The 18,944-nt window shown below is 66.9% G+C and carries 13 protein-coding genes; 5 read left to right on the top strand and 8 right to left on the bottom strand.

The window, feature by feature from the left end; genetic code table 11:
- Nucleotides 1-113 precede the first annotated feature (113 nt).
- Together panE and XaplCFBP3123_RS15955 are read left to right on the top strand one after the other, a co-directional pair.
- Nucleotides 114-1,052, top strand: coding sequence for a 2-dehydropantoate 2-reductase (gene panE, locus XaplCFBP3123_RS15960; protein ID WP_104535036.1), 939 nt, complete (start codon nt 114-116; stop codon nt 1,050-1,052).
- A gap of 523 nt (nt 1,053-1,575) precedes the next feature.
- A complete protein-coding gene (locus XaplCFBP3123_RS15955; RefSeq protein WP_104534918.1) occupies nt 1,576-2,091 on the top strand; it encodes a hypothetical protein in 516 nt (171 codons plus the stop codon).
- A 6-nt stretch (nt 2,092-2,097) separates the two neighbouring features.
- On the opposite strand, the gene XaplCFBP3123_RS15950 is transcribed toward XaplCFBP3123_RS15955, so the two are convergent.
- The 7 genes from XaplCFBP3123_RS15950 to XaplCFBP3123_RS15915 form a co-directional block, all read right to left on the bottom strand.
- A complete protein-coding gene (locus tag XaplCFBP3123_RS15950) occupies nt 2,098-2,505 on the bottom strand; it encodes an acyl-CoA thioesterase (protein ID WP_104534917.1) in 408 nt (135 codons plus the stop codon).
- A gap of 382 nt (nt 2,506-2,887) precedes the next feature.
- On the bottom strand, nt 2,888-3,214 hold the full coding sequence (locus XaplCFBP3123_RS15945) for a thioredoxin family protein (RefSeq protein ID WP_104534916.1): 327 nt from the start codon (nt 3,212-3,214) through the stop codon (nt 2,888-2,890).
- Nucleotides 3,186-3,671, bottom strand: coding sequence for a flavodoxin (locus tag XaplCFBP3123_RS15940; RefSeq protein ID WP_104534915.1), 486 nt, complete (start codon nt 3,669-3,671; stop codon nt 3,186-3,188). The genes XaplCFBP3123_RS15945 and XaplCFBP3123_RS15940 overlap by 29 nt, the downstream gene beginning before the upstream one ends.
- 83 nt (nt 3,672-3,754) lie before the next feature.
- Complete coding sequence (locus XaplCFBP3123_RS15935) at nt 3,755-4,798, bottom strand: ribonucleotide-diphosphate reductase subunit beta (protein WP_104534914.1); 1,044 nt, start codon at nt 4,796-4,798, stop codon at nt 3,755-3,757.
- 175 nt (nt 4,799-4,973) lie between these two features.
- Nucleotides 4,974-7,472, bottom strand: coding sequence for a ribonucleoside-diphosphate reductase subunit alpha (locus XaplCFBP3123_RS15925; protein ID WP_104534913.1), 2,499 nt, complete (start codon nt 7,470-7,472; stop codon nt 4,974-4,976).
- Between the two features lie 1,227 nt (nt 7,473-8,699).
- Nucleotides 8,700-9,740 carry a DUF475 domain-containing protein gene (locus XaplCFBP3123_RS15920; protein WP_104534912.1) on the bottom strand — a complete coding sequence of 347 codons (1,041 nt, stop codon included), beginning with the start codon at nt 9,738-9,740 and terminating at the stop codon, nt 8,700-8,702.
- A 103-nt stretch (nt 9,741-9,843) separates the two neighbouring features.
- Nucleotides 9,844-12,552 carry a bifunctional acetate--CoA ligase family protein/GNAT family N-acetyltransferase gene (locus XaplCFBP3123_RS15915; protein ID WP_104534911.1) on the bottom strand — a complete coding sequence of 903 codons (2,709 nt, stop codon included), beginning with the start codon at nt 12,550-12,552 and terminating at the stop codon, nt 9,844-9,846.
- Between the two features lie 197 nt (nt 12,553-12,749).
- Here XaplCFBP3123_RS15915 and XaplCFBP3123_RS15910 point away from each other — a divergent pair, with 197 nt between their 5' ends.
- The 3 genes from XaplCFBP3123_RS15910 (at nt 12,750) to XaplCFBP3123_RS15900 (ending at nt 17,058) form a co-directional block, all read left to right on the top strand.
- Entirely contained in the window at nt 12,750-13,535 is a 786-nt protein-coding gene (locus XaplCFBP3123_RS15910; protein ID WP_104534910.1) for a DUF4198 domain-containing protein, read from the top strand.
- 141 nt (nt 13,536-13,676) lie between these two features.
- Nucleotides 13,677-14,576, top strand: coding sequence for a hypothetical protein (locus XaplCFBP3123_RS15905; protein ID WP_104534909.1), 900 nt, complete (start codon nt 13,677-13,679; stop codon nt 14,574-14,576).
- A 142-nt stretch (nt 14,577-14,718) separates the two neighbouring features.
- On the top strand, nt 14,719-17,058 hold the full coding sequence (locus tag XaplCFBP3123_RS15900; RefSeq protein ID WP_104534908.1) for a TonB-dependent hemoglobin/transferrin/lactoferrin family receptor: 2,340 nt from the start codon (nt 14,719-14,721) through the stop codon (nt 17,056-17,058).
- 231 nt (nt 17,059-17,289) lie between these two features.
- Here XaplCFBP3123_RS15900 and mgtE read toward each other — a convergent pair whose 3' ends face one another.
- Nucleotides 17,290-18,657, bottom strand: a complete 1,368-nt coding sequence (mgtE, locus tag XaplCFBP3123_RS15895; protein WP_104534907.1) for a magnesium transporter — start codon at nt 18,655-18,657, stop codon at nt 17,290-17,292.
- Nucleotides 18,658-18,944: the final 287 nt, after the last annotated feature.

Here is an 18,944-nt window from a genome sequence, read left to right as displayed (position 1 = left end):
AAGGCCCCGGCGATTCCGCCAGAGCCTGATGCCGACCGAGAATCCCCAATCCGGCCAGGAGCTTAACACCCTGCCCTGACACACTCCAACCATCAAGCTGAATGGAGATTTTGATGCATATCCTCATCCTCGGTGCCGGCGGCACCGGCGGCTATTTCGGCGGGCGTCTGGCGCAGGCCGGTGTCGATGTCACCTTTCTGGTGCGCGATGCGCGGGCGGCGCAGCTGCAGGCCGATGGCTTGCGTATTCGCAGTCTGTTGGGCGATGCGGATCTGCCGGTGGCGCATGTCACCGCGCAGGACCTGCCGGCCCTGGTGGCGCAGCGGCCGTTCGATCTGGTGATCCTCAGCTGCAAGGCCTACGACCTGGAGAGCGCGATCGAGGCGATTGCGCCGGCGGTGGGCGAGCACACCACGGTGCTGCCGATCCTCAACGGCCTGCGTCATTACCCTGCGCTGGACGAACGTTTCGGTGCGGCACGCGTGCTGGGCGGGCTGTGCTTCATCAGCGCGACCAAGGGCGAGCACGGGCAGATCCTGCACCTGGGCAAGCCGGCGGCGATGACCTTTGGCGAGCGCGATGGCGGCGCCGCCTCGGCACGGGTGCAGGCGTTTGCGGCTGCCTGCGCGCAGGCCGGCATCGATCATGTGGCCAGCGAGCAGATCGCGCAGGAGCAGTGGATCAAGTACAGCTTCCTCACCGCGCTGGCCGCGGCCACCTGCCTGATGCGCGCGCCGGTTGGGGCGATCGTCGCCACCGACGACGGCCGCGCGTTGATCAACGGCTTGTACAACGAATGTCTGTGGGCCGCCGACGCGGCCGGCCAGCCGATTCCGGAAGCTGCGCGCGCCAAGGCGCTGCAGACCTTGTTGCAGGTGGATTCGCCGTTGAAGGCGTCGATGCTGCGCGACCTGGAAGCCGGCCAGGAAGTGGAAGCGGCGCAGATCGTTGGCGACATGCTCAGGCGCGTGCGCGAAACCGGACGCAACGCGCCACTGCTGATGGCCGCCAATGTGCATCTGCTGGCGTATCAGGTGTTGCGGCAGAGCTGATGGGTATGGCGGGCGACCGTGCGCATGCTGCGCATGCATTGCCCCCATCCGCCCTTCGGGCACCTTCCCCCGCAGGCGGGAGAAGGGAGTGGTAGCTACCGCTGCGTCATTGGGCGAGCAAACTTCTCGCCACTGCGCCGCTTGCTCACGCAGATCCCTTCTCCCGCCTGCGGGAGAAGGTGGCGCAAAGCGCCGGATGAGGGCACGTCCGGTCGGCGCAGCCTTCGCACCGCCACAGCGACCTCCTTGCCACTGCGCCGCTTGCTCACGCAGATCCCTTCTCCCGCGTGCGGGAGAAGGTGGCGCAAAGCGCCGGATGAGGGCACGTCCGGTCGGCGCAGCCTTCGCGCCGCCACAGCGACCTCCTTGCCACTGCGCCGCTTGCTCACGCAGATCTCTTCTCCCGCCTGCGGGAGAAGGTGGCGCAAAGCGCCGGATGAGGGCACGTCCGGTCGGCGCAGCCTTCGCGCCGCCACGACGCCACGCACACGATGCTCTGCATCCCTCCATCGCCGTCGTCATCATGAAACTGCTCAGCCACCTGTTCCGTGCCGGTCACTTCGTGATCCTGGCGTTTTTCGTGCTGTGCGCGGCGGGTCTGGTGGCGATGGCCGGGCTGGAGCTGTGGCATGGCTTTACCCCAGGCGGCGACATGGTGGTGCGCGACCGCTTCAACGTGGTGCTGGAGGCGATCGGTCTGCTCACCGTGGCGCTGGTGACGCTGGAACTGGGCCAGACCATCTTCGAGGAAGAGATCCTGCGCGACGTCAAGGTCAGCGGCCCCACGCGCGTGCGGCGCTATCTGTCGCGATTCTTCGTGGTGATCGTGATTGCGCTGGCGATCGAGACGCTGGTGTCGATCTTCGAGCTGATGCACGAGGACCCGGCCAAGCTGCCGTATGCGGCGGCGGTGGGCCTGTGCGCGGCGCTGTTGCTGATCGCCTGGGGCGTCTTCGTCAAACTCAATCGCAGCGCCGAGGAGCTGGAGCCCGAGGCGATGGCGGAAACCAAGCGCGAGGACCGCGAGGTCGAGGAATGACCGCCGTCAGGCGCCGGTAACGGACAGCGGCGGCACCGTGGTCGGCTTGCCGTCGTCGCCGAGCGCGATCATCACGAAGTGGCCGCGCGTGCACAGCTCGCGTGCGCCGCTGAGCAGATCCTCGGCGATCAGTTCCACTTCCACCTTGATCGAACTGCGCCCCACCGACACCACCCGCGCGATGGTTTCCACCATCTGGCCCTGGCGGATCGGCAGCTTGAAATCCACCTGGTCCGAGCGCGCGGTCACCACCGCACGCCGCGCATAGCGCGATGCCGCCAGAAACGCGGCCTTGTCCATCCACGCCAGCGCCTGGCCACCGAACAGCGTGCCCATGTGGTTGGTGTGGTTGGGAAACACGATCTCGGCCATGCGCGCTTCGATCGGTGGCTGGGTCTGCAAGCTGTCTGACATCGTGGGATCCAAGTTAAGGAGGGACAAACGGCGAGCAGGGAACGCAGCCGAGGCCGATGTGTGGCACGCACGCTTTCGACATGCTTCGCGTGTCGGAAGCACAACGATAGCCTGATCAACGCGATGCGCAGGCGATGATGCTACGCAATGCGGGGCATTCGTGCTGTCTGGGGTGGTCATGCCGTTGCCGCGTGCGACTGGCAAGCAAACGACCAGGCACGTGCGCGTCCATGCGCACGCCACGGTGTCGGTGTCGCGAACGTCGCGAACGTCGCGAAAGCGTAAGGGCGACCTTGGACAGCTATCGTGGCCGGGTCCGCTCCTACGAGAGCGCGATGCGCACTAGCGCTTGGCCGTGCGCGCGCGCCGCGCCCGCAATCGCTCAGAGGCTGCTCTTGACCGCGGTTTCCACCTGCGCCGGCGACTGGAAGCCCGGCAGGCGCGCCACCTCGTTGCCATCGCGGTAAAGCGCCAGGGTCGGGGTCTGGCGCAGGCCGAGATCGCGGAAGAATTCCTCGCCCACCACTTCCAGCTTGACCTTCAACAAGGCCACACCCTCGGCGGCATCGCTGTTGGCGAACTTGTCCAACGACATGTCCAGCATGCGGCAGCCGGGGCAGTTGTCCTTGTAGAAATCCACCAGCGCGCGCGGATGCGCGGCCAGGGTGGCGGTGTAGTGCTCAGGCGACGTGACGGTAATGGTGTGCATCATGGGGATCGTGTTGGCATTGGGCCAGGACCTCGTCGGTCCAGGCGGCGATGGCTTGCGCGTCGCGCTGGCCGTGGGGCATCTGTTCGATGGTCAAACGCGGAAACGGGCTGGCGAAGAACTGGGCGATGCGATGCACCGCACCGCAAAAATAGTCCTCGCCCCACTGCGTTTCGCCGGTGCCGAACACCGCCACCCGCGGTGGCTTGCCCAGCGTCTGGACCAACTCGACGATGAAGCGTTTCATCTCTGCCGGCGTACGGCCACCGTTGTCGGTCCAGCTACCGAGCAGAAACAGCTCGTACTGTCCTGGCGCATGCGGCACCTGTGCCAGGGTCTGCAGATCGGTTTCCACCCAGGTCACCGCATGCCCAGCGGCTTCGCAGCGCCGTGCAACACTGCGCGCGACATCACGCGTGTTACCGCTCAACGAGGCCAGTGCGAGCAGGATGTTCATCTAGGCGGGGAATGGGGAGTCGGGAATGGGGAATCGGAAGAGCATGGTGTGACTGGCTGTTGCGATTCCCGATTCCCGATTACTCACAGATCGTCGAAGCCGTTATCGGAGTTGGTCTTCTTGTACGACGCATTGCGCATCTCGAAGAAGTCGGTCTTGGTTTCGGTGAAGTTGTCGGCGTAGGCCTTGATCCACGGCATCACGTTGTCGTTGGCGCCTTCGTACAGCTTCTCGATGCCCAGCATGCCGGCCATCTTGTTGGCGCGGTACTTCACGTAGCGGATCATCTCGTCCACGTCGATGCCGTCGATGCCGTCCAGCACTTCGGCGGTCCACTGGGTTTCCAGGTCGATCGCGTGCTCGAAGGCCTTGTGCACGTAGTCGGTGAGCTGGTCGCCCTGCAGCGCCTGGTTCTCGCCGATGATGGCGCGAATCAGCTCGCTGATGAACTTGGAGTGGGCCAGCTCGTCGCGGTTGATGAAGCTGATGATCTTGCCGGTGCCGGTCATGCGGTTCTGGCGGACCAGATTGTAGAAATACGCGAAGCCGGAATAGAAGTTGATGCCTTCCAGGATCGAGGACTGGATCAGCGCGCGGATCAGCGTTTCGGCCGTCTTGTCGCGCATGAAGTCTTCGTAGGCGCCCATGATCGGCGCATTGCGCTTGATGATGGTCGGGTGCGTGCGCGCGATCTCGAACACGCGGTTCTGATCGGCCAGGCCGGTGATCGAGGCCAGTACGTAACTGTAGCTCTCGTTATGGATCACTTCCTGCTGGCCGATGATGGCGGCATTGGCATGCGCGGCCGGGTCGGTGATGTATTCGGCCACGTTGTAGATGAAGCGCGTCTGCGGCGAATCCAGCGTGGCCAGCAAACCGATGATCGAGTCGTAGGCGTTCTTCTCGCGCGCCGACAGCTCGTTGTACTGGCGCGCGTCGCCCTTCATGTCCACTTCGTCGGGGATCCAGAAGTTGGTCGACAGCTCCTTGTACGCCCGATAGAAGGACGGGTACGGGATGTCGTTCCAGTTGAGGATGCCGGACGTGGAGCCATTGATGATGGCGGTGGAGCGGTTCGGGTGACGCGGCTCCAGGATCTTGATGCGCTCAAGCGGTGTTGCGGACATGGGTTTCTACTCGTGTTTCAGGCGTCGCCCGCGCGTGCAGCGGGGACGGCGGCAGCAATCGTTCTGGAGGAAAGCCCCTGAGTCAGGGGGCGCGCCGAAGGCGCGGGGTGTGGGAGCTGGTGAAGCAGGGTCCGCGGTTCGCAACGCGAACCGTGGAAGCGAAGCGCGAATGCACTTAGCTACTGCACCACTCGCACTCGCTGATGTCGATATCGTTGGAACGCACGTAGTACGTGGTCTTCAGGCCTTCGCGCCAGGCGGTCATGTGCAGGTCCAGCAAGGTGCTGGCACGGATGGTGCTGGGCACGTAGAAGTTGAAGCTGATCGACTGGTCAACGTGCCGCTGGCGACGCGCGTTCTGGCGCACGCTGGCGAACTGGTCGACCTTGTAGGCGCCCTTTTCGTAGTACGGCCAAGTGTCCAGCGACAGGCCGGGCGCGGCGACCGGACGACGGAAGTCCTTCTTTTCCTCGTAGTAGAACGCGCTGTAGATCGGGTCGATCGAGGCGGTGGAACCGGCGATCTGCGCGGTGCTCATGTTCGGCGCCACCGCCAGCATCCAGGCATTGCGCACGCCGTTGACGGCCACCTGCGCGGACAGCTCCAGCCACTGCGGGCTGTTGTAGTCGCGCGCACGGAAGTACTCGCCGGTGTGCCAGTCGCTGCCGCGGAACACGCTGTAGGTGCCCTTTTCCTTGGCCAGCTCCATGCTCGCCTGGACGGTCAGATAGTTGATGCGCTCGTACAGCTCGTCGCTGTAGTCCTCGGCTTCCTTGGCATTCCAGTGGATGGCCTTCTGTGCAAGCAGATGGTGCCAGCCGAAGGTGCCCAGGCCGATGGCGCGGTACTTCTGATTGGTGATGGTGGCCTGCGGCACCGGCAACTGATTCAGATCGATCACGTTGTCGAGCATGCGCACCTGGATCGGGATCAACCGCTCCAGCACGTCGGCGCCCAGCAGATCGGCCTGGTCTGCCTGCACGGTGATCGCGCGGCCCAGGTTGATCGAGGACAGGTTGCACACGACGAAGTCGCCCGCCTTCTTGGTGGTGACGATCTGATTGCCGCTGATGATCTCCTGCATCATCCGCGTTGGGCTCATGTTCTGCAGGATCTCGGTGCACAGGTTGGACGAATAGACCATGCCCTCGTGCTTGTTCGGGTTCTTGCGATTGACTTCGTCGCGGTAGAACATGAACGGGTTGCCGGTTTCCAGCTGGCTGACCATGATCCGCTTGAAGATCTCGATCGCCTTGACCGTCTTGCGGGTGATGCGCTCGTCGGCAACCACTTCCTCGTACTTGCGCCGGAAGCTGCTGTTGGCGTCGCCCTTCTTCTCGTCGTAGAAGTCCTGCAGGTACCAGCCCTTGATCCGCTTCACTTCGTGCGGATCGAACAGATACCAGTCGCCGCGACGCTCGACCGCTTCCATGAACAGGTCGGGGATGCACACCGAGGTGAACACGTCATGCGCGCGCAGGCGCTGGTCGCCGTTGTTCAGGCGCAGATCCAGGAACGACTCGATGTCGCGGTGGAAGATGTCCAGATAGACCGCGATGGCGCCCTTGCGCTGGCCCAGCTGATCCACCGACACCGCAGTGTTGTTGAGCTGCTTGATCCACGGCACCACGCCGCCGGAGGAATTGGACACGCCGCGGATCGCCGAACCGGACGAACGCACATAGCCCAGGTACGCGCCCACGCCGCCGCCGTGCTTGGACACGCGCGCCACGTCGGTGTTGGAGTCGTAGATGCCCTGCAGGCTGTCGTCGACGGTGTCGATGAAGCAGCTCGACAGCTGGCCGCCGACCTTGCCGGCATTGGCCAGCGTCGGGGTGGCCACGGTCATGTACAGGTTGGACAGCGCCCAGTAGGCCTCGCCGACCAGCTGCATGCGGCGCTCGCGGCTGCCCTTGCCGTTGCCGATCTCGTCCTGCATCAGGTACAGCGCGATGGTCAGCCAACGCTCCTGCGGCAGCTCGAACACGCCGCGCGAGTTGTCGGTGGCCAGGTAGCGCGTGGCCAGCAGGTACAAGCCGTTGTACGCGAACAGCTTGTCGCGCTCCGGCTCGATCATCTTGCCGGCTTCGATCAGTTCGTCCTTGGAGTAGCGGCGCAGGATGTCGTTGGAATAGACATTGCGGTCGGCCAGGCTCTCCTGCAGGCCGACGAACGAGCCGTACTTCTGGCCGGCGTCGTAGAAACGGTTGCGGCTGGCGCGCTTGTACAGGCGACGCAGGTACAGACGCGCGGCGAAGTGCTCCCACTCCGGGGTGGTCAGATCGACGCGGGCCTCGGCCTCGCGGATCAGATGGTCGACCAGGTCGTCGGCGTTGACGCTGTCCTTGCGGTCGACGAAGCCGAACACCGAACGCTTGTAATCGGCCACGTCCAGCTGCGGGAATTCGGCATGGATCTGGTCGATGGCGCGCTCCAGGCGCTCCGGCTCGAACGGGATCCTGCGGTTGCCGGCTTCCTTGGTGATCCAGGTGGCGACGGCTTGTTCTTCGATGGTCTGTGCGTGCATTGCAATGGCTTGGCGGGGAGGCGGCACGATGTCCGACGGGTCGGTCAATTCCGGCGCGCCGCAACCGGGCACGCTGACACTGGCGGGAACGCTGGTGGGTGTTGCGGTACCGGCGGCGATCGCGGCAAGGGTGTCGTTGGTGGTCATGCGTCCTCCATGCGTAGGCACACGAACCCGGCTGGGGACGGGTTGCGGCCGGATCCGGATTCCCTGGACAGCGATGGCGGTGCGCGACGACCAGCACGCAAGACCCACGGTCTGCGGCGGCATCGCCTTCACCAGCCATCTCCTTACCGGAGATTCCACGGCCGCCACCGCGCGGTGTGCTGTCGCGCAGTGGTCGGTGGCGAAACAACCGCGGCGCAACGAAACCACGCCGCCCGCTCCAGGCAACGCCCGGATGGCTGTGATCGTTCATCGCTGCCGCCGCGGAGAGGCGTTTGATTGGCAACCTGCTGCAAATCATGCTCTCACTGGTCCGGACGCCTTGGGGCGACCAACCACCGACTCCCCCAAGATAGTGGGGTCACCCGGAGGGGTCAACACCAAATGTAGGAAATTCCCGAAAACCCTTACAGCACAAAGCACTGTCTGACGAACGGTCGGCGGGAGGCTGCCAACCCGTCCAACTGGACTGCGCAGTCAAGGCCCAAACCGGCAATTCTGTCGATCAGTTGGGTCCGGTTGGGTTGGCCGCGACACACATCGATGCTGAAGCCAGTCAGTTGGCCGCGACCGCCTCAAGCGGCACCGCACGCCTGGCGGGCCGCTCCTCCGGCACGCCCAAGCTGCGGAAGCAAACTCGCCACTGCCGAATCCGGGTGTGCGCTGCCGTTCTCTCTTTGGACGTTGCGGTCGAGGCCTCTGCAGCAAGAACGCGCAGCGTCGAGGGCGCGGTGCCCTCGCCGCTTGCGGGACACGCCGTGAACCCATCCCTCGGGGCTCGGTGGCGGCATCCATGCCGCCACACGGTCCCGCAACCGGCAAGGACACCGCACCAGACAGTTGGTCGGCTCTTGTTTGAAGAGCTGTCTGTCGCGCGGTGCGCATCAGACGTGGACACGATGCTTCACGATCGAACAAGGCGCATCAGGCGCTGCTCTTACTTTGCGTACCGACCATCTCGACTGGTCCTTGCCCGCTCACCGTCGCGGGACCTTGAGCGGCATGGATGCCGCGCCAGAGCCTACAGGGACGTACTTGCGGCGTGTCCCGCGAGGGTGGGCGGGCAAGGGCCTTGCAGCCAAGCCACAGACCTAGCGACGCCCGCCCGTCCGTCCGTCCGTCAGCAGCGTCCACCCGATGACCGCGAAGACGCTTGCGAGCCGCTCTCAAGTGAACAGCGTGACGCTTTAGCGCGGCCAATGCGCGAGATCAGATCTCGGTCGGGCCGATGTGGTGGCGCTTGCGGTAGCGGATCGACGACCACACCGAGGCGGCGATGAAGGCCACGCCGATCAGGCCGGTCAGCACTTCCGGCACGTGGTACACGGTGCCGACCAACATGATGATCGCCAGCACGCCGATGGCGTAATGGGCCCCGTGCTCCAGGAACACGAACTCGTCCAGCGTGCCCTTGTGCACCAGATAGACCGTCATCGAACGCACGAACATCGCGCCGATCGCCAGGCCCAGCATGATGATGACCACATCGCGGGTGATCGCGAACGCGCCGATCACCCCGTCGAACGAGAACGAGGCGTCCAGCACTTCCAGGTAAAGGAAGGCGGCAATGCCCGAGCGCTTGGCCGGGCCCATGCCGTCCTCGCCCTCTTCGGCCTCGAACAGCGCATCCACGCTGCCAACCAGCAGGTACAGCAGGATGCCGCCCAGGCCGGCGAACAGCACGCTCTGGAAGATGGCGTCGGGCAGGAACAGCTTGGTGCCCAGCAGGACCGACACCGCCACGATCACCGACATCGCATCGGCCTTGCCCAGCTTGCCGACCAGCCGCTCCACCGGGCCGAGCCAGTGCAGCTTGCGCTCCTGGTCGAACAGGAAGTTCAGGAACACCAGCAGCAGGAACATGCCACCGAAGGCGGCGATGGACGGGTAGTTGTCGGTCAGCACCTGGCTGTAGCGGTCCGGCTCCTTCAGCGCCATCTGCATTACCGGCACCAGGCCCATGCCGGTGGCCACCGACACGATCACGATCGGGAACACCAGGCGCATGCCGAACACCGCGATCAGGATGCCGACGGTGAGGAACAGCTTCTGCCAGAACGCGTTCATGTGTTTGAGCACGCCGGCGTTGACCACCGCGTTGTCGAACGACAGCGACACTTCCAGCACGCTCAGCACCAGGCATAGCCACAGGGCCTGCCAGATGCCCATCGCGGAGGTATGACCCCACCAGGCGGCCAGGCCCAGGCAGATCGCTGTGACCAAGAACGACATTCTGAAATCGCGAAACATTGACACTCCCAGGCGGGCCGAGACGACAGCCGGAGCAACGGGCCGGGGCGAGGCCCGGCAGATCCGGCATGCGGTGAGGAGGGGACCGCGGCGTGACCCAAGGTCAGGCCGGGCGTGGCTCGCCCATTATAGGGAGTGTCACCGCCATCAGGGTCGCATCCTCCGGATCCGGGCGTACCCCGAAGCCCAGGCTCTGGCACATCGCCAGCATGGTGCGGTTCTCGCGCAGCACCTGGCCTTCGATCTGCTTCAGGCCCAGCCAGCGCGCGTACTCGATCATGATGCGCATCAGCTGCCAGCCGATGCCGTGGCCCTTGAGGTCGGAGCGGATCAGGATGCCGTATTCGCCACGCTCGTAGTCGGCGTCGGCATGCAGCCGCACCGCGCCGAGCATGTCGCCGGTCTTGGGGTCGATGGCCACCAGCGCGATCGAGCGCGCGTAGTCGAGCTGGGTCAGCCGCGCGATGAATTCGTGGCTGAAATGCTTGACCGACTGGAAGAAGCGCAGTCGCAGGTCTTCGTCGGTGACCCGCGCGAAGAACGCGCGGAACAATGCGTCGTCCTCCGGGCGCACCGGGCGCACCAGCGCGTGCGTGCCATCGCCCAGCCCGATCTGGCGCTCCCATTGCTTCGGATACGGGAAGATCGCAAAGCGCGGATGGCCGCGGCCCTTGTGCAGCTTGCGCGCCGGCGCCACCGCCACGCGCGCGTCCAGCGCGATCACGCCATCGCGGTCGGCCAGTAGCGGGTTGATATCCAGTTCGGTGATTTCGGGGATGTCGGCGGCCAGCTGCGCCAGCTTGACCAGCACCAGCGCCACCGCGCGCTCGTCGGCGGCCGGCACGTCGCGGTAGGCCTTGAGGATGCGCGACACCCGCGTGCGCCCGATCAGCTCGTGGGCCAGGCGCAGATCCAGCGGCGGCAACGCCAGCTCGCGGTCGTTGATCACTTCCACCGCAGTGCCGCCGCGCCCGAACACGATCGCCGGGCCGAACACCGGGTCGTCGGCGATGCCGGCGATCAGTTCACGCGCCTTGGGCCGCAGCACGGTGGGCTGCACGATCACACCCTCGATCACCGCGTTGGGGAGCGCGGCGCGCGCACGCGCCAGGATGCCGGTCGCCGCTTCGCGTACCGCTGCCACGCTGGACAGGTTCAGGCGCACGCCATCCACATCGGACTTGTGCGCGATGTCGCTGGACAGCACCTTCAAGGTCACCGTGCGGCCGACGGCCAACAAGGGATCGGCCAGCAATGCGGCCTCGTTGGCGGTAGCGGCCACCTGCAGCGTCACGATCGGGATGCCGTAGGCGGCCAGCAGGCGGTTGGTGGCGACAGGGTCCAGCCAGCGCCGACCGGCGGCCAAGGCTTCGTCGACCACCGCGCGGGCGATGCCGGCATCCACCACGAAATCTTCCGGCAGGCTGGGCGGGGTCTCCATCAACGCCGCCTGCGCCTCGCGATAGCGCACCAGGTGGGTGAAGCCGCGCACCGCGTCCGATTCGGTCGCGTAAGTGGGCACGCGCGCGGCATTGAGCGCGGCGATGGCCGCATCGTCCTGGCCCAGCCACACCGCAAACACCGGCTTTCCGCGCTGGTAGCGGTCGCGTTGGTCCAGCGCGCGGGTCAGCGCCTTGGCCGCATCGGCCGAGGAGGTGAACGCAGTGGGCACGTTGACCACCAGCAACGCGTCGTTCTCCGGGTCGTCCAGCAAGGCCTCGATCGCTGCGGCATACCGCGGCCCATCTGCATCGACGATGATGTCGACCGGATTGCTGCGCGACCACCCCTGCGGCAGCGACTGATCCAGCCGCTCCAGGGTCTTGGCCGACAACTCGGCCAGGGTGCCGCCGCGCAGCACCAGCTGGTCCACCGCCAGCTGCCCCACCCCGCCGCCGTTGCTGAGGATGGCCAGGCGCCGGCCGGGAAAACTGCCGAGCCGGCCCAGGGTTTCGGCAGCGGCGAACAATTCGTCCAGCGCGCCCACCCGCAACAGGCCGGCACGCGCGAATGCCGCGCCATACACCGCATCCGAGCCGGCCAGCGCCTGCGCATGCGTATCGGCGTTGGGATTGATGCGGAACTGGCGCCCGGACTTGACCACCACCACCGGTTTGGCGCGCGCGGCGGCGCGTGCGGCCGACATGAACTTGCGCGCATCGCCGATGCGTTCGACATACAGCAGGATCGCGCGGGTGCGGTAGTCGGTGGCGAAGTAGTCGAGCAGATCGCCGAAATCCACATCCAGCGTATCGCCCAGCGACACCACCGCCGAGAACCCGACCGAGCGCGCCACGCCCCATTCCACCAGTGCGGCGGCAATCGCGCTGGATTCGGAAATCAGCGCCAGGTCGCCGGCCTGCGGGCAATGCGCGGCGATGCTGGCGTTGAGCCGCGCATGCGGGGCGATCACGCCCAGGCAGTGCGGGCCGAGGATGCGCATGCCCTTGGCGCGCGCGGCCGCTTCCATGCGGGCGGCCGGCGAGCCGGGGCCGTTGCCCAGCCCGGCGGTGAGGATGATCGCCGCAGCCACCCCGCGCCGCGCGGCGATGGAGACGATGCGCGGCACGATGCGCGCCGGCGCGGTGATCACCACCAGGTCCGGCACCCAGGGCAGATCGGTCAGCCGCGCCACCGTGCGCACGCCGTCGATCTCGGTATAGCGCGGGCTCACCCAGCCGATCTGCCCGGGAAACCCGGCCGCGCGCAGATTGCGCACCACCGCCCGCCCGGCCGAGCGATCGCGCGGGCTGCCGCCGACCACCGCCACGGTGGTGGGACGAAAGACCTGCTGCAGGTGGTAGGTACTCATGGCGAAGAGGCGGCGGGAAAACGGACACGGTACACGTCGGCCCGAGCGCACGTCATCGATCCCGCGGCGGACAAGAGCGACGCAGTGCCTATTATTGTTGTGAACGATTCGCATTTTCGTTAATATCGTGTGGTCAGCCAGCTTCCTGCGCCGCCCCGCGCCCTGCCGCCAGCGACCCACTCGGAACAGGGCCCCCCATGAAACTGCTGACCTTGTCGGCGCTGCTGCTCGCTGCCTCCGCCTCTGCGCACACCCCTTATCTGGCACCCAACACCTTTGCGCCCCAGCCCGGCCAGAAGGTGACTCTGGACGCGGCCTTCGCCGAGACCTTCTTCGTCCCGGAAGCGGCATTCGACCAGAGTCACTTCATCATCACCGGGCCCGACGGCCGCGATGTCGCGCCGGCCCGGGTGCAGGCGCTCGACACCCGTACCGTGGTCGAACACCCCCTGGGCAAGCAGCCCGGCACCTACCGGGTCAGCACCGGCCTGCGCGTGGGCGCGCAATTCCGCACCTGGGAGCTGGATGGCAAACGGCAGACCGTGCGCGACCCCAACGTGGCCATGCCCAAGGGCGCCACGCTGCTTGCCAGCTTCCAGTCGCGCACCCTGGCCGACACCTATCTGAGCGTCGGCAAGCCCGATCGCACCGCGCTGGCGCCGCGCAACCGTGGCCTGGAACTGGTGCCGGTCTCGCATCCCAACGACCTGTACGTCGGCGAGAGCTTCGTCTTCACGGTGCAGTACGACGGCGTGCCGCTGGCCAGGCAGACCGTGGACATCAGCGAGGCGGTCTGGACTTCCGACCGCACCCCGACGCTGGTCAGCCTGACCACGGACGCGGCCGGCCGCGCCACGATGAAGCTTGACCGCGCCGGCACCTGGCTGGCGCTGTCCCGCCACCGCACCCCGGCCCCGGCCGACGCCCCGGTGCGCGAGTACAGCAACAGCACCACGCTCACCTTCCAGGTGCTGGAGCCGTAGCGCCGCGCAACCGCTGCGGCGGTTGCATTGCCCCACTGGCCCGACTTCACCGGCGCGGTGTCTCCGCCCGGCGTACCGACACGCCTGCAGGCCCAGCCAGCGCCACGGCCCGGCACCGTTTCTCCCCTCAAGAGGCAATCCATGAACACTGGCTCCCTGGCCGGCGCGTATCTGTGCGCGCTGTTACTTCCTGCCACCGCTCTCGCCCAATCTGACCCGCGCCCGCTGCTCGGCGGTCACGGCAACAACGTGCAGGCCTTCATCACCCAGCACGACGACGACCGCGACGGCCGCATCACCGCCGCCGACTTCGCCGCCTTTCGCCGCGCCCGCTTCGACGCCACCGACCGCAATCACGACGGTAGCGTCGACGAGGACGAATACGTGGCCGAGTTCCGCCAGCGCCGCCAGCGTGCGCTGGAGCAGGAACGCGGCGCACAGGCGGCACAGGGCCGGACCCGCTTTGCCGCCCTGGATGCCGATGGCGACGGGCAGGTGTCGCGCGCCGAATTCGACACGGCCGGCGCGCAGGACTGGACGCGCGGTCAGGCGGCGCTGGCGGCAGCGGCCAAGGATGCGCCTGCCGATCGGACGCAGGCCTTCGACCGCGACGGCGGCCGCCCGGGCATGCCCGACAGCCAGTCGGCCGAGGGCTTCCTCGCGCTTTACGACGAGAACGGCGACGACAAGGTGGGCCGCAAGGAATACGCCGGCCTGCGCGCTGCGCAGTTCGCCAGCGCCGACGGCGACCGCAACGCGGCGCTGTCGCCGGACGAGTACCGGGTGGAGTTCGAAGACCGCCTCAACCGCCGCCTCACCGCGCTCGAACAGGCCGACGACCGCCAGGTGCATGTGCGTTTCAAGGTGCTCGACACCGACAAGGACCAGCGCATGAGCTTTGCCGAATATCAGGCGTCGGGCCTGCGCACCTTCGCCCGCGTCGACCGCAACCACGACGGCGTGGTCGATGCCAGCGATGCCGCGCTGCCGCCGCCGGCGCCTGCGACCGCGCCGGCCACCACGCCGGCCCGGGCCGACTGACCTGCTGCGCGGGCCCTGGCGCCCGCGCCACCTGGCCCGCCGCTGGCGGGCCCACCCAGCCAAGCGACTGCGGTGTTCTGCCGCTTGCAGCCAGGTCCGCGCCGTCCGGCGCTCCTTCCTCTTCCTGACTGTGGACTCCTCGATGACCTTGACACCGACCCTGCTGGCCCTGGCGATCGCCGCCGGCCTGGCCTTCCCGCTGCATGCCGAACAGGCACCCGCCGACGCCACCACCTTCGACCCGGTCGAAGTCAAGGCCGCGCGCGACAAGCGCGCCTCCAGCAACCAGAACGTCACCACCCTCGACACCGCGCAGCTGCAGCAGGAACAGGCCGAGAGCATGGAGGATCTGGTGCGCTACATCCCCGGCGTGAGCATCGCCGACATGGGCCGCTTCGGCGAAAACGGCTTCAACATTCGCGGCCTGGAAGGCGACCGGGTGGCGATGACCATCGACGGTCTGTCGATGGCCGAGGGCGTGGAGACCGCGCGCGACTACGAGTTCTTCCGCGCCGGCCGCGGCGGCGTGGACGTCGATTCGCTCAAGCGGGTGGACATCGTCAAGGGTGCCGATTCCATCAGCGCCGGCAGCGGCGCGCTCGGCGGCGCGGTGGTGTTCACCACCAAGGACCCCTACGACTACCTCAAGGCCCAGGGCAACGACAGCCATGTCGGCCTGAAGACCGGCTACACCGGCCACAACGACCAATGGCTGGGCAACCTCACCGTCGCCAACCGCAGCGGCATCGTCGAATCGATGCTGAGCTACACCCGCCGCGAGGGCCACGCATCGGAGGGCTGGTATTCCAGCACCGGGATCGACACCGGCAGCGCGCGGCGCACGCCCGACCCGATCGACAACGAAAGCGACAACGTGCTGGCCAAGCTCGACGTGGTGCCCAATGCGCAGCACCGCTTCGGCGTGGTGTACGAGCGCAACCGCGCGCAGAACCGGGTCGACAACCTGAGTCGCGTCAGCGCGCCCAGCTACGCCGAACGCGTTGGCGACGACCGCAACGACCGTGACCGCTACGGCCTGCGCTACCTCTGGAACGCCGACAATGCCCTGTTCGACACCCTGCAGGCGCAGCTGGACCGCCAGCAGACCGACAGCCGTGGCACCACCCGCATCCTTACTCAAAGCGGCAGCTCGAGCACGCCGGCCACCGCCGCCACCACGCGCTGCACGGTGGCGCTGCCGTGTCGCCGGGCCGAAGACCGCGACACCGAGCAGACCCTGGACCGCATCGCGGTCGACTTCGACAAGCAGTTGCATGGCAACGGCTGGGCGCAGGCACTGCTATACGGGGCGGCCTGGCAGCGTCGCAGCATCGACTACAGCGCGATCGACTACCGCTGGAACAACGCCGGCACGCTGGACACCGCCACCATCGACCCGGCGCAGGTGCCCAAGACCGATGCCGACAGCTGGAACGTGTACCTGCGCGATCGCATCGGCCTGCTCGACGACCGCCTGCAGCTGACCCTGGGTGCGCGCTACGACCACTATCGCTACGCGCCGACGCTGTCGCCTACCTTCGTCGACAGCACCGGCACGGTGCGCGAGGTGACGTTCTCCTCGCCCACCTGGCAGGCCGGCATCAGCTACGCCTTCACCCCGCAGCAGACGCTGTGGTTCCAGGCCGGGCGCGGCTTCCGTGCCCCGACCACGGCCGAGATGTATGCCCCGACCAGCATCACCGCGCTGACCCGGGTGGACACCGGCGCCACCGTCAACGTGCCGACGGTGGCCGCCAATCCCGCGCTGGAGGCCGAGCGCAGCCTCAACCTGGAACTGGGCTGGCGCTGGGAGAGCGACTGGGCGCGCGTGGGCCTGTCGGTGTTCCGCGACCGCTACGACGACTTCATCCAGAGCGAAACCGTCACCACCGATGCCGGCACGCTCTACCAGACCTGTACCCGCGGCGTGTGCACCACGCGCAACGGCTACGCCTACACCACGCTGCGCAATGTCGGCCAGGTCGAGGTCAAGGGTGTGGAACTGGATGCGCAGTTCAGGCTCGGCGATGCATGGCTGCTGCGCGCGGCATGGACCCACAACCAGGGCGAGCTTGAGGACGGCCGCCCGCTGGACAGCATCAATCCGGATCGCGGCGTGCTTGGCCTGAGCTGGCAGGGCCTGGACGAGCGCCTGCGTGTCACCGCCAACATCACCCATGCGCTGGCCAAGCAGGCCAAGGACGTCACTGTCGAGAACGACATCTTCGGTGCTGCGGCCGAGCCGTTCCTCAGCGATGCCTACAGCGTGGTCGACCTGTTCGGCAGCTACCGTTTCAACGCGCACGTACGCGTCAATCTCGGCGTCTACAACCTGTTCGACGAGCGTTACTACCAGTGGGCGCGTATCCGCAATGTCACCCGCGGCGATTTCTATCTGTACGGCTATGCCACCGACGACGGCATCGGCCGCTACAGCGAACCGGGCCGCAACCTGCGCGCCACGCTGTATGTGACCTTCTGAGGCGCAATCGCCGCTGCGCATCGCTCCACGGTGGGCCGTGCAGCGATGCAGGCTGGACCGCCGGTACGGCCTGGCCCGGCACCGGCCGCGTTGTGCCGAGTGCCGAGTGCCGAGTGCCGAGTGTCGAGACGCAGCGTCAACGACCGGGCGAGGTGCCGCAATGCGTGCGGCTTCCCGACCGGAGCATGGCGGGGCGCAATTCCTCGCGCCCCCCGCGCACCGCCTGCGGCGCTACAACAAGGTGCCGCTGAGGATCGCCGCGGCAATGCTGAAATAGATCACCAGGCCGGTGACATCCACCAGGGTCGCCACGAACGGCGCCGAGGCGCTGGCCGGATCGAAGCCGAGCCGTTGCAGCACGAACGGCAGCATCGAGCCGGACAGCGAGCCGAAGGTGACGATGCCGATCAGCGCCGCACCGATGGTCAGCGCCACCATCTGCCAGTGCGGGCCGTAGTCGTACAGGCCGGCGGTCTGCCAGAGGGTGATGCGCACGATCGCCAGGATGCCCAGGATGGCGCCCAGGGTGAGCCCGGTCGGCAGTTCGCGCAGGGCCACCTTCCACCAGTCGCCCAGGCGCAGTTCGCGCAGTGCCAGCGAGCGGATCAGCAGCGAGGTGGCCTGCGAGCCGGAGTTGCCGCCCGAGCTCATGATCAGCGGAATGAACAGGGTCAGCACCACCGCCTTGGACAGCTCGTCCTCGAAGTGCTGCATCGCGCTGGCGGTGAGCATTTCGCCCAGGAACAGCACGCTCAGCCAACCGGCGCGCTTCTTGATCATCTGGCCGAAGCCGATCTGCATGTAGGGCTTGTCCAGCGCCTCCATGCCGCCAAACTTGTGCACGTCCTCGGTGGATTCGGCGATCAATGCGTCCAGCACATCGTCCACGGTGACGATGCCCAGCACATGGCCGTGCGCATCCACCACCGGGATCGCCAGCAGGTCGTGGCGGCGGATCAGCCGGGCGACTTCTTCCTGGTCCAGCGCCGGGCCCACCGTGACCGGCGGGTTGACCTGTGCCACCTCCAGGATCGGCGCATCCGGCGCGCCGGTGATCAGCCGGCGCATGGTGACCACCTGGGTCAGCACGCGGCTGTGCGGGTCGAGCAGGTAGATCGCATAGACCGTCTCGCGGCTGCGCTCCACCTCGCGGATGTGCTGTAGGGTGCGGCCCACCGTCCAGTTGGCTGGCACCGCCACGAACTCGGTGGTCATCAGCGCGCCGGCGGTGTTGGGCGGATAGCGCATCAACGCCTGGATCGACAGCCGCGCCTCGGCACTGAGCAGCCACAGCAACGCCTGGCGCTGCTCGGCATCCAGGCCGTGGAAGATGTCGGTGGCGCGGTCGTCGGCCATCTGCCCGAGCAGGGAGGCGGCCTGCTCGGCCGGCAGTTGCGCGACCAGGGCGCTGGCGGCGTGCAGCTCGGGTTGTTCGAGCACCTTCACCGCACGCGGCTGCGGCAGCGCGGCCAGCACCAGTGCGGCCTCGTCGCGGTCGAGGGTGTTGAGGTACTCCACCGCATCGGCCGTGTTGAAGTCGGCCATGGGTGCGATCAAGGCATCGACGCCTTGGGCAAGGCGCAGGGTTTCGTTGTACATGGGGTTCGCCTGGTGACGACCGTCGTCGATGACAGCCGGCGAACCTTGAAGTCTCAGGCGCGCGCCAGCTGGGTCATCGACCCGGGTCTAGGGTGACTGTCGCTGGACATGAGAAAGGGCTCCGAGAGTGCGTACCGACCGGTGCTCCGGGCGGCGGCGCGGCGCAGTCTGCGCGCCTGAGCTGGCGTGGTCAATGCCCTGCGCTGGCTGCGCTCAGCGCGCATCCAGGCGACGGTGCACGGCATGGCTTCAATGGCTTGATCGGGCGGCTGGGCATCGGATGCAAT

The sequence above is a fragment of the Xanthomonas arboricola pv. populi genome (assembly GCF_002939945.1).
GTDB lineage: Bacteria > Pseudomonadota > Gammaproteobacteria > Xanthomonadales > Xanthomonadaceae > Xanthomonas > Xanthomonas arboricola_A.
This window is presented reverse-complemented; position numbering and strand designations above follow the sequence as displayed.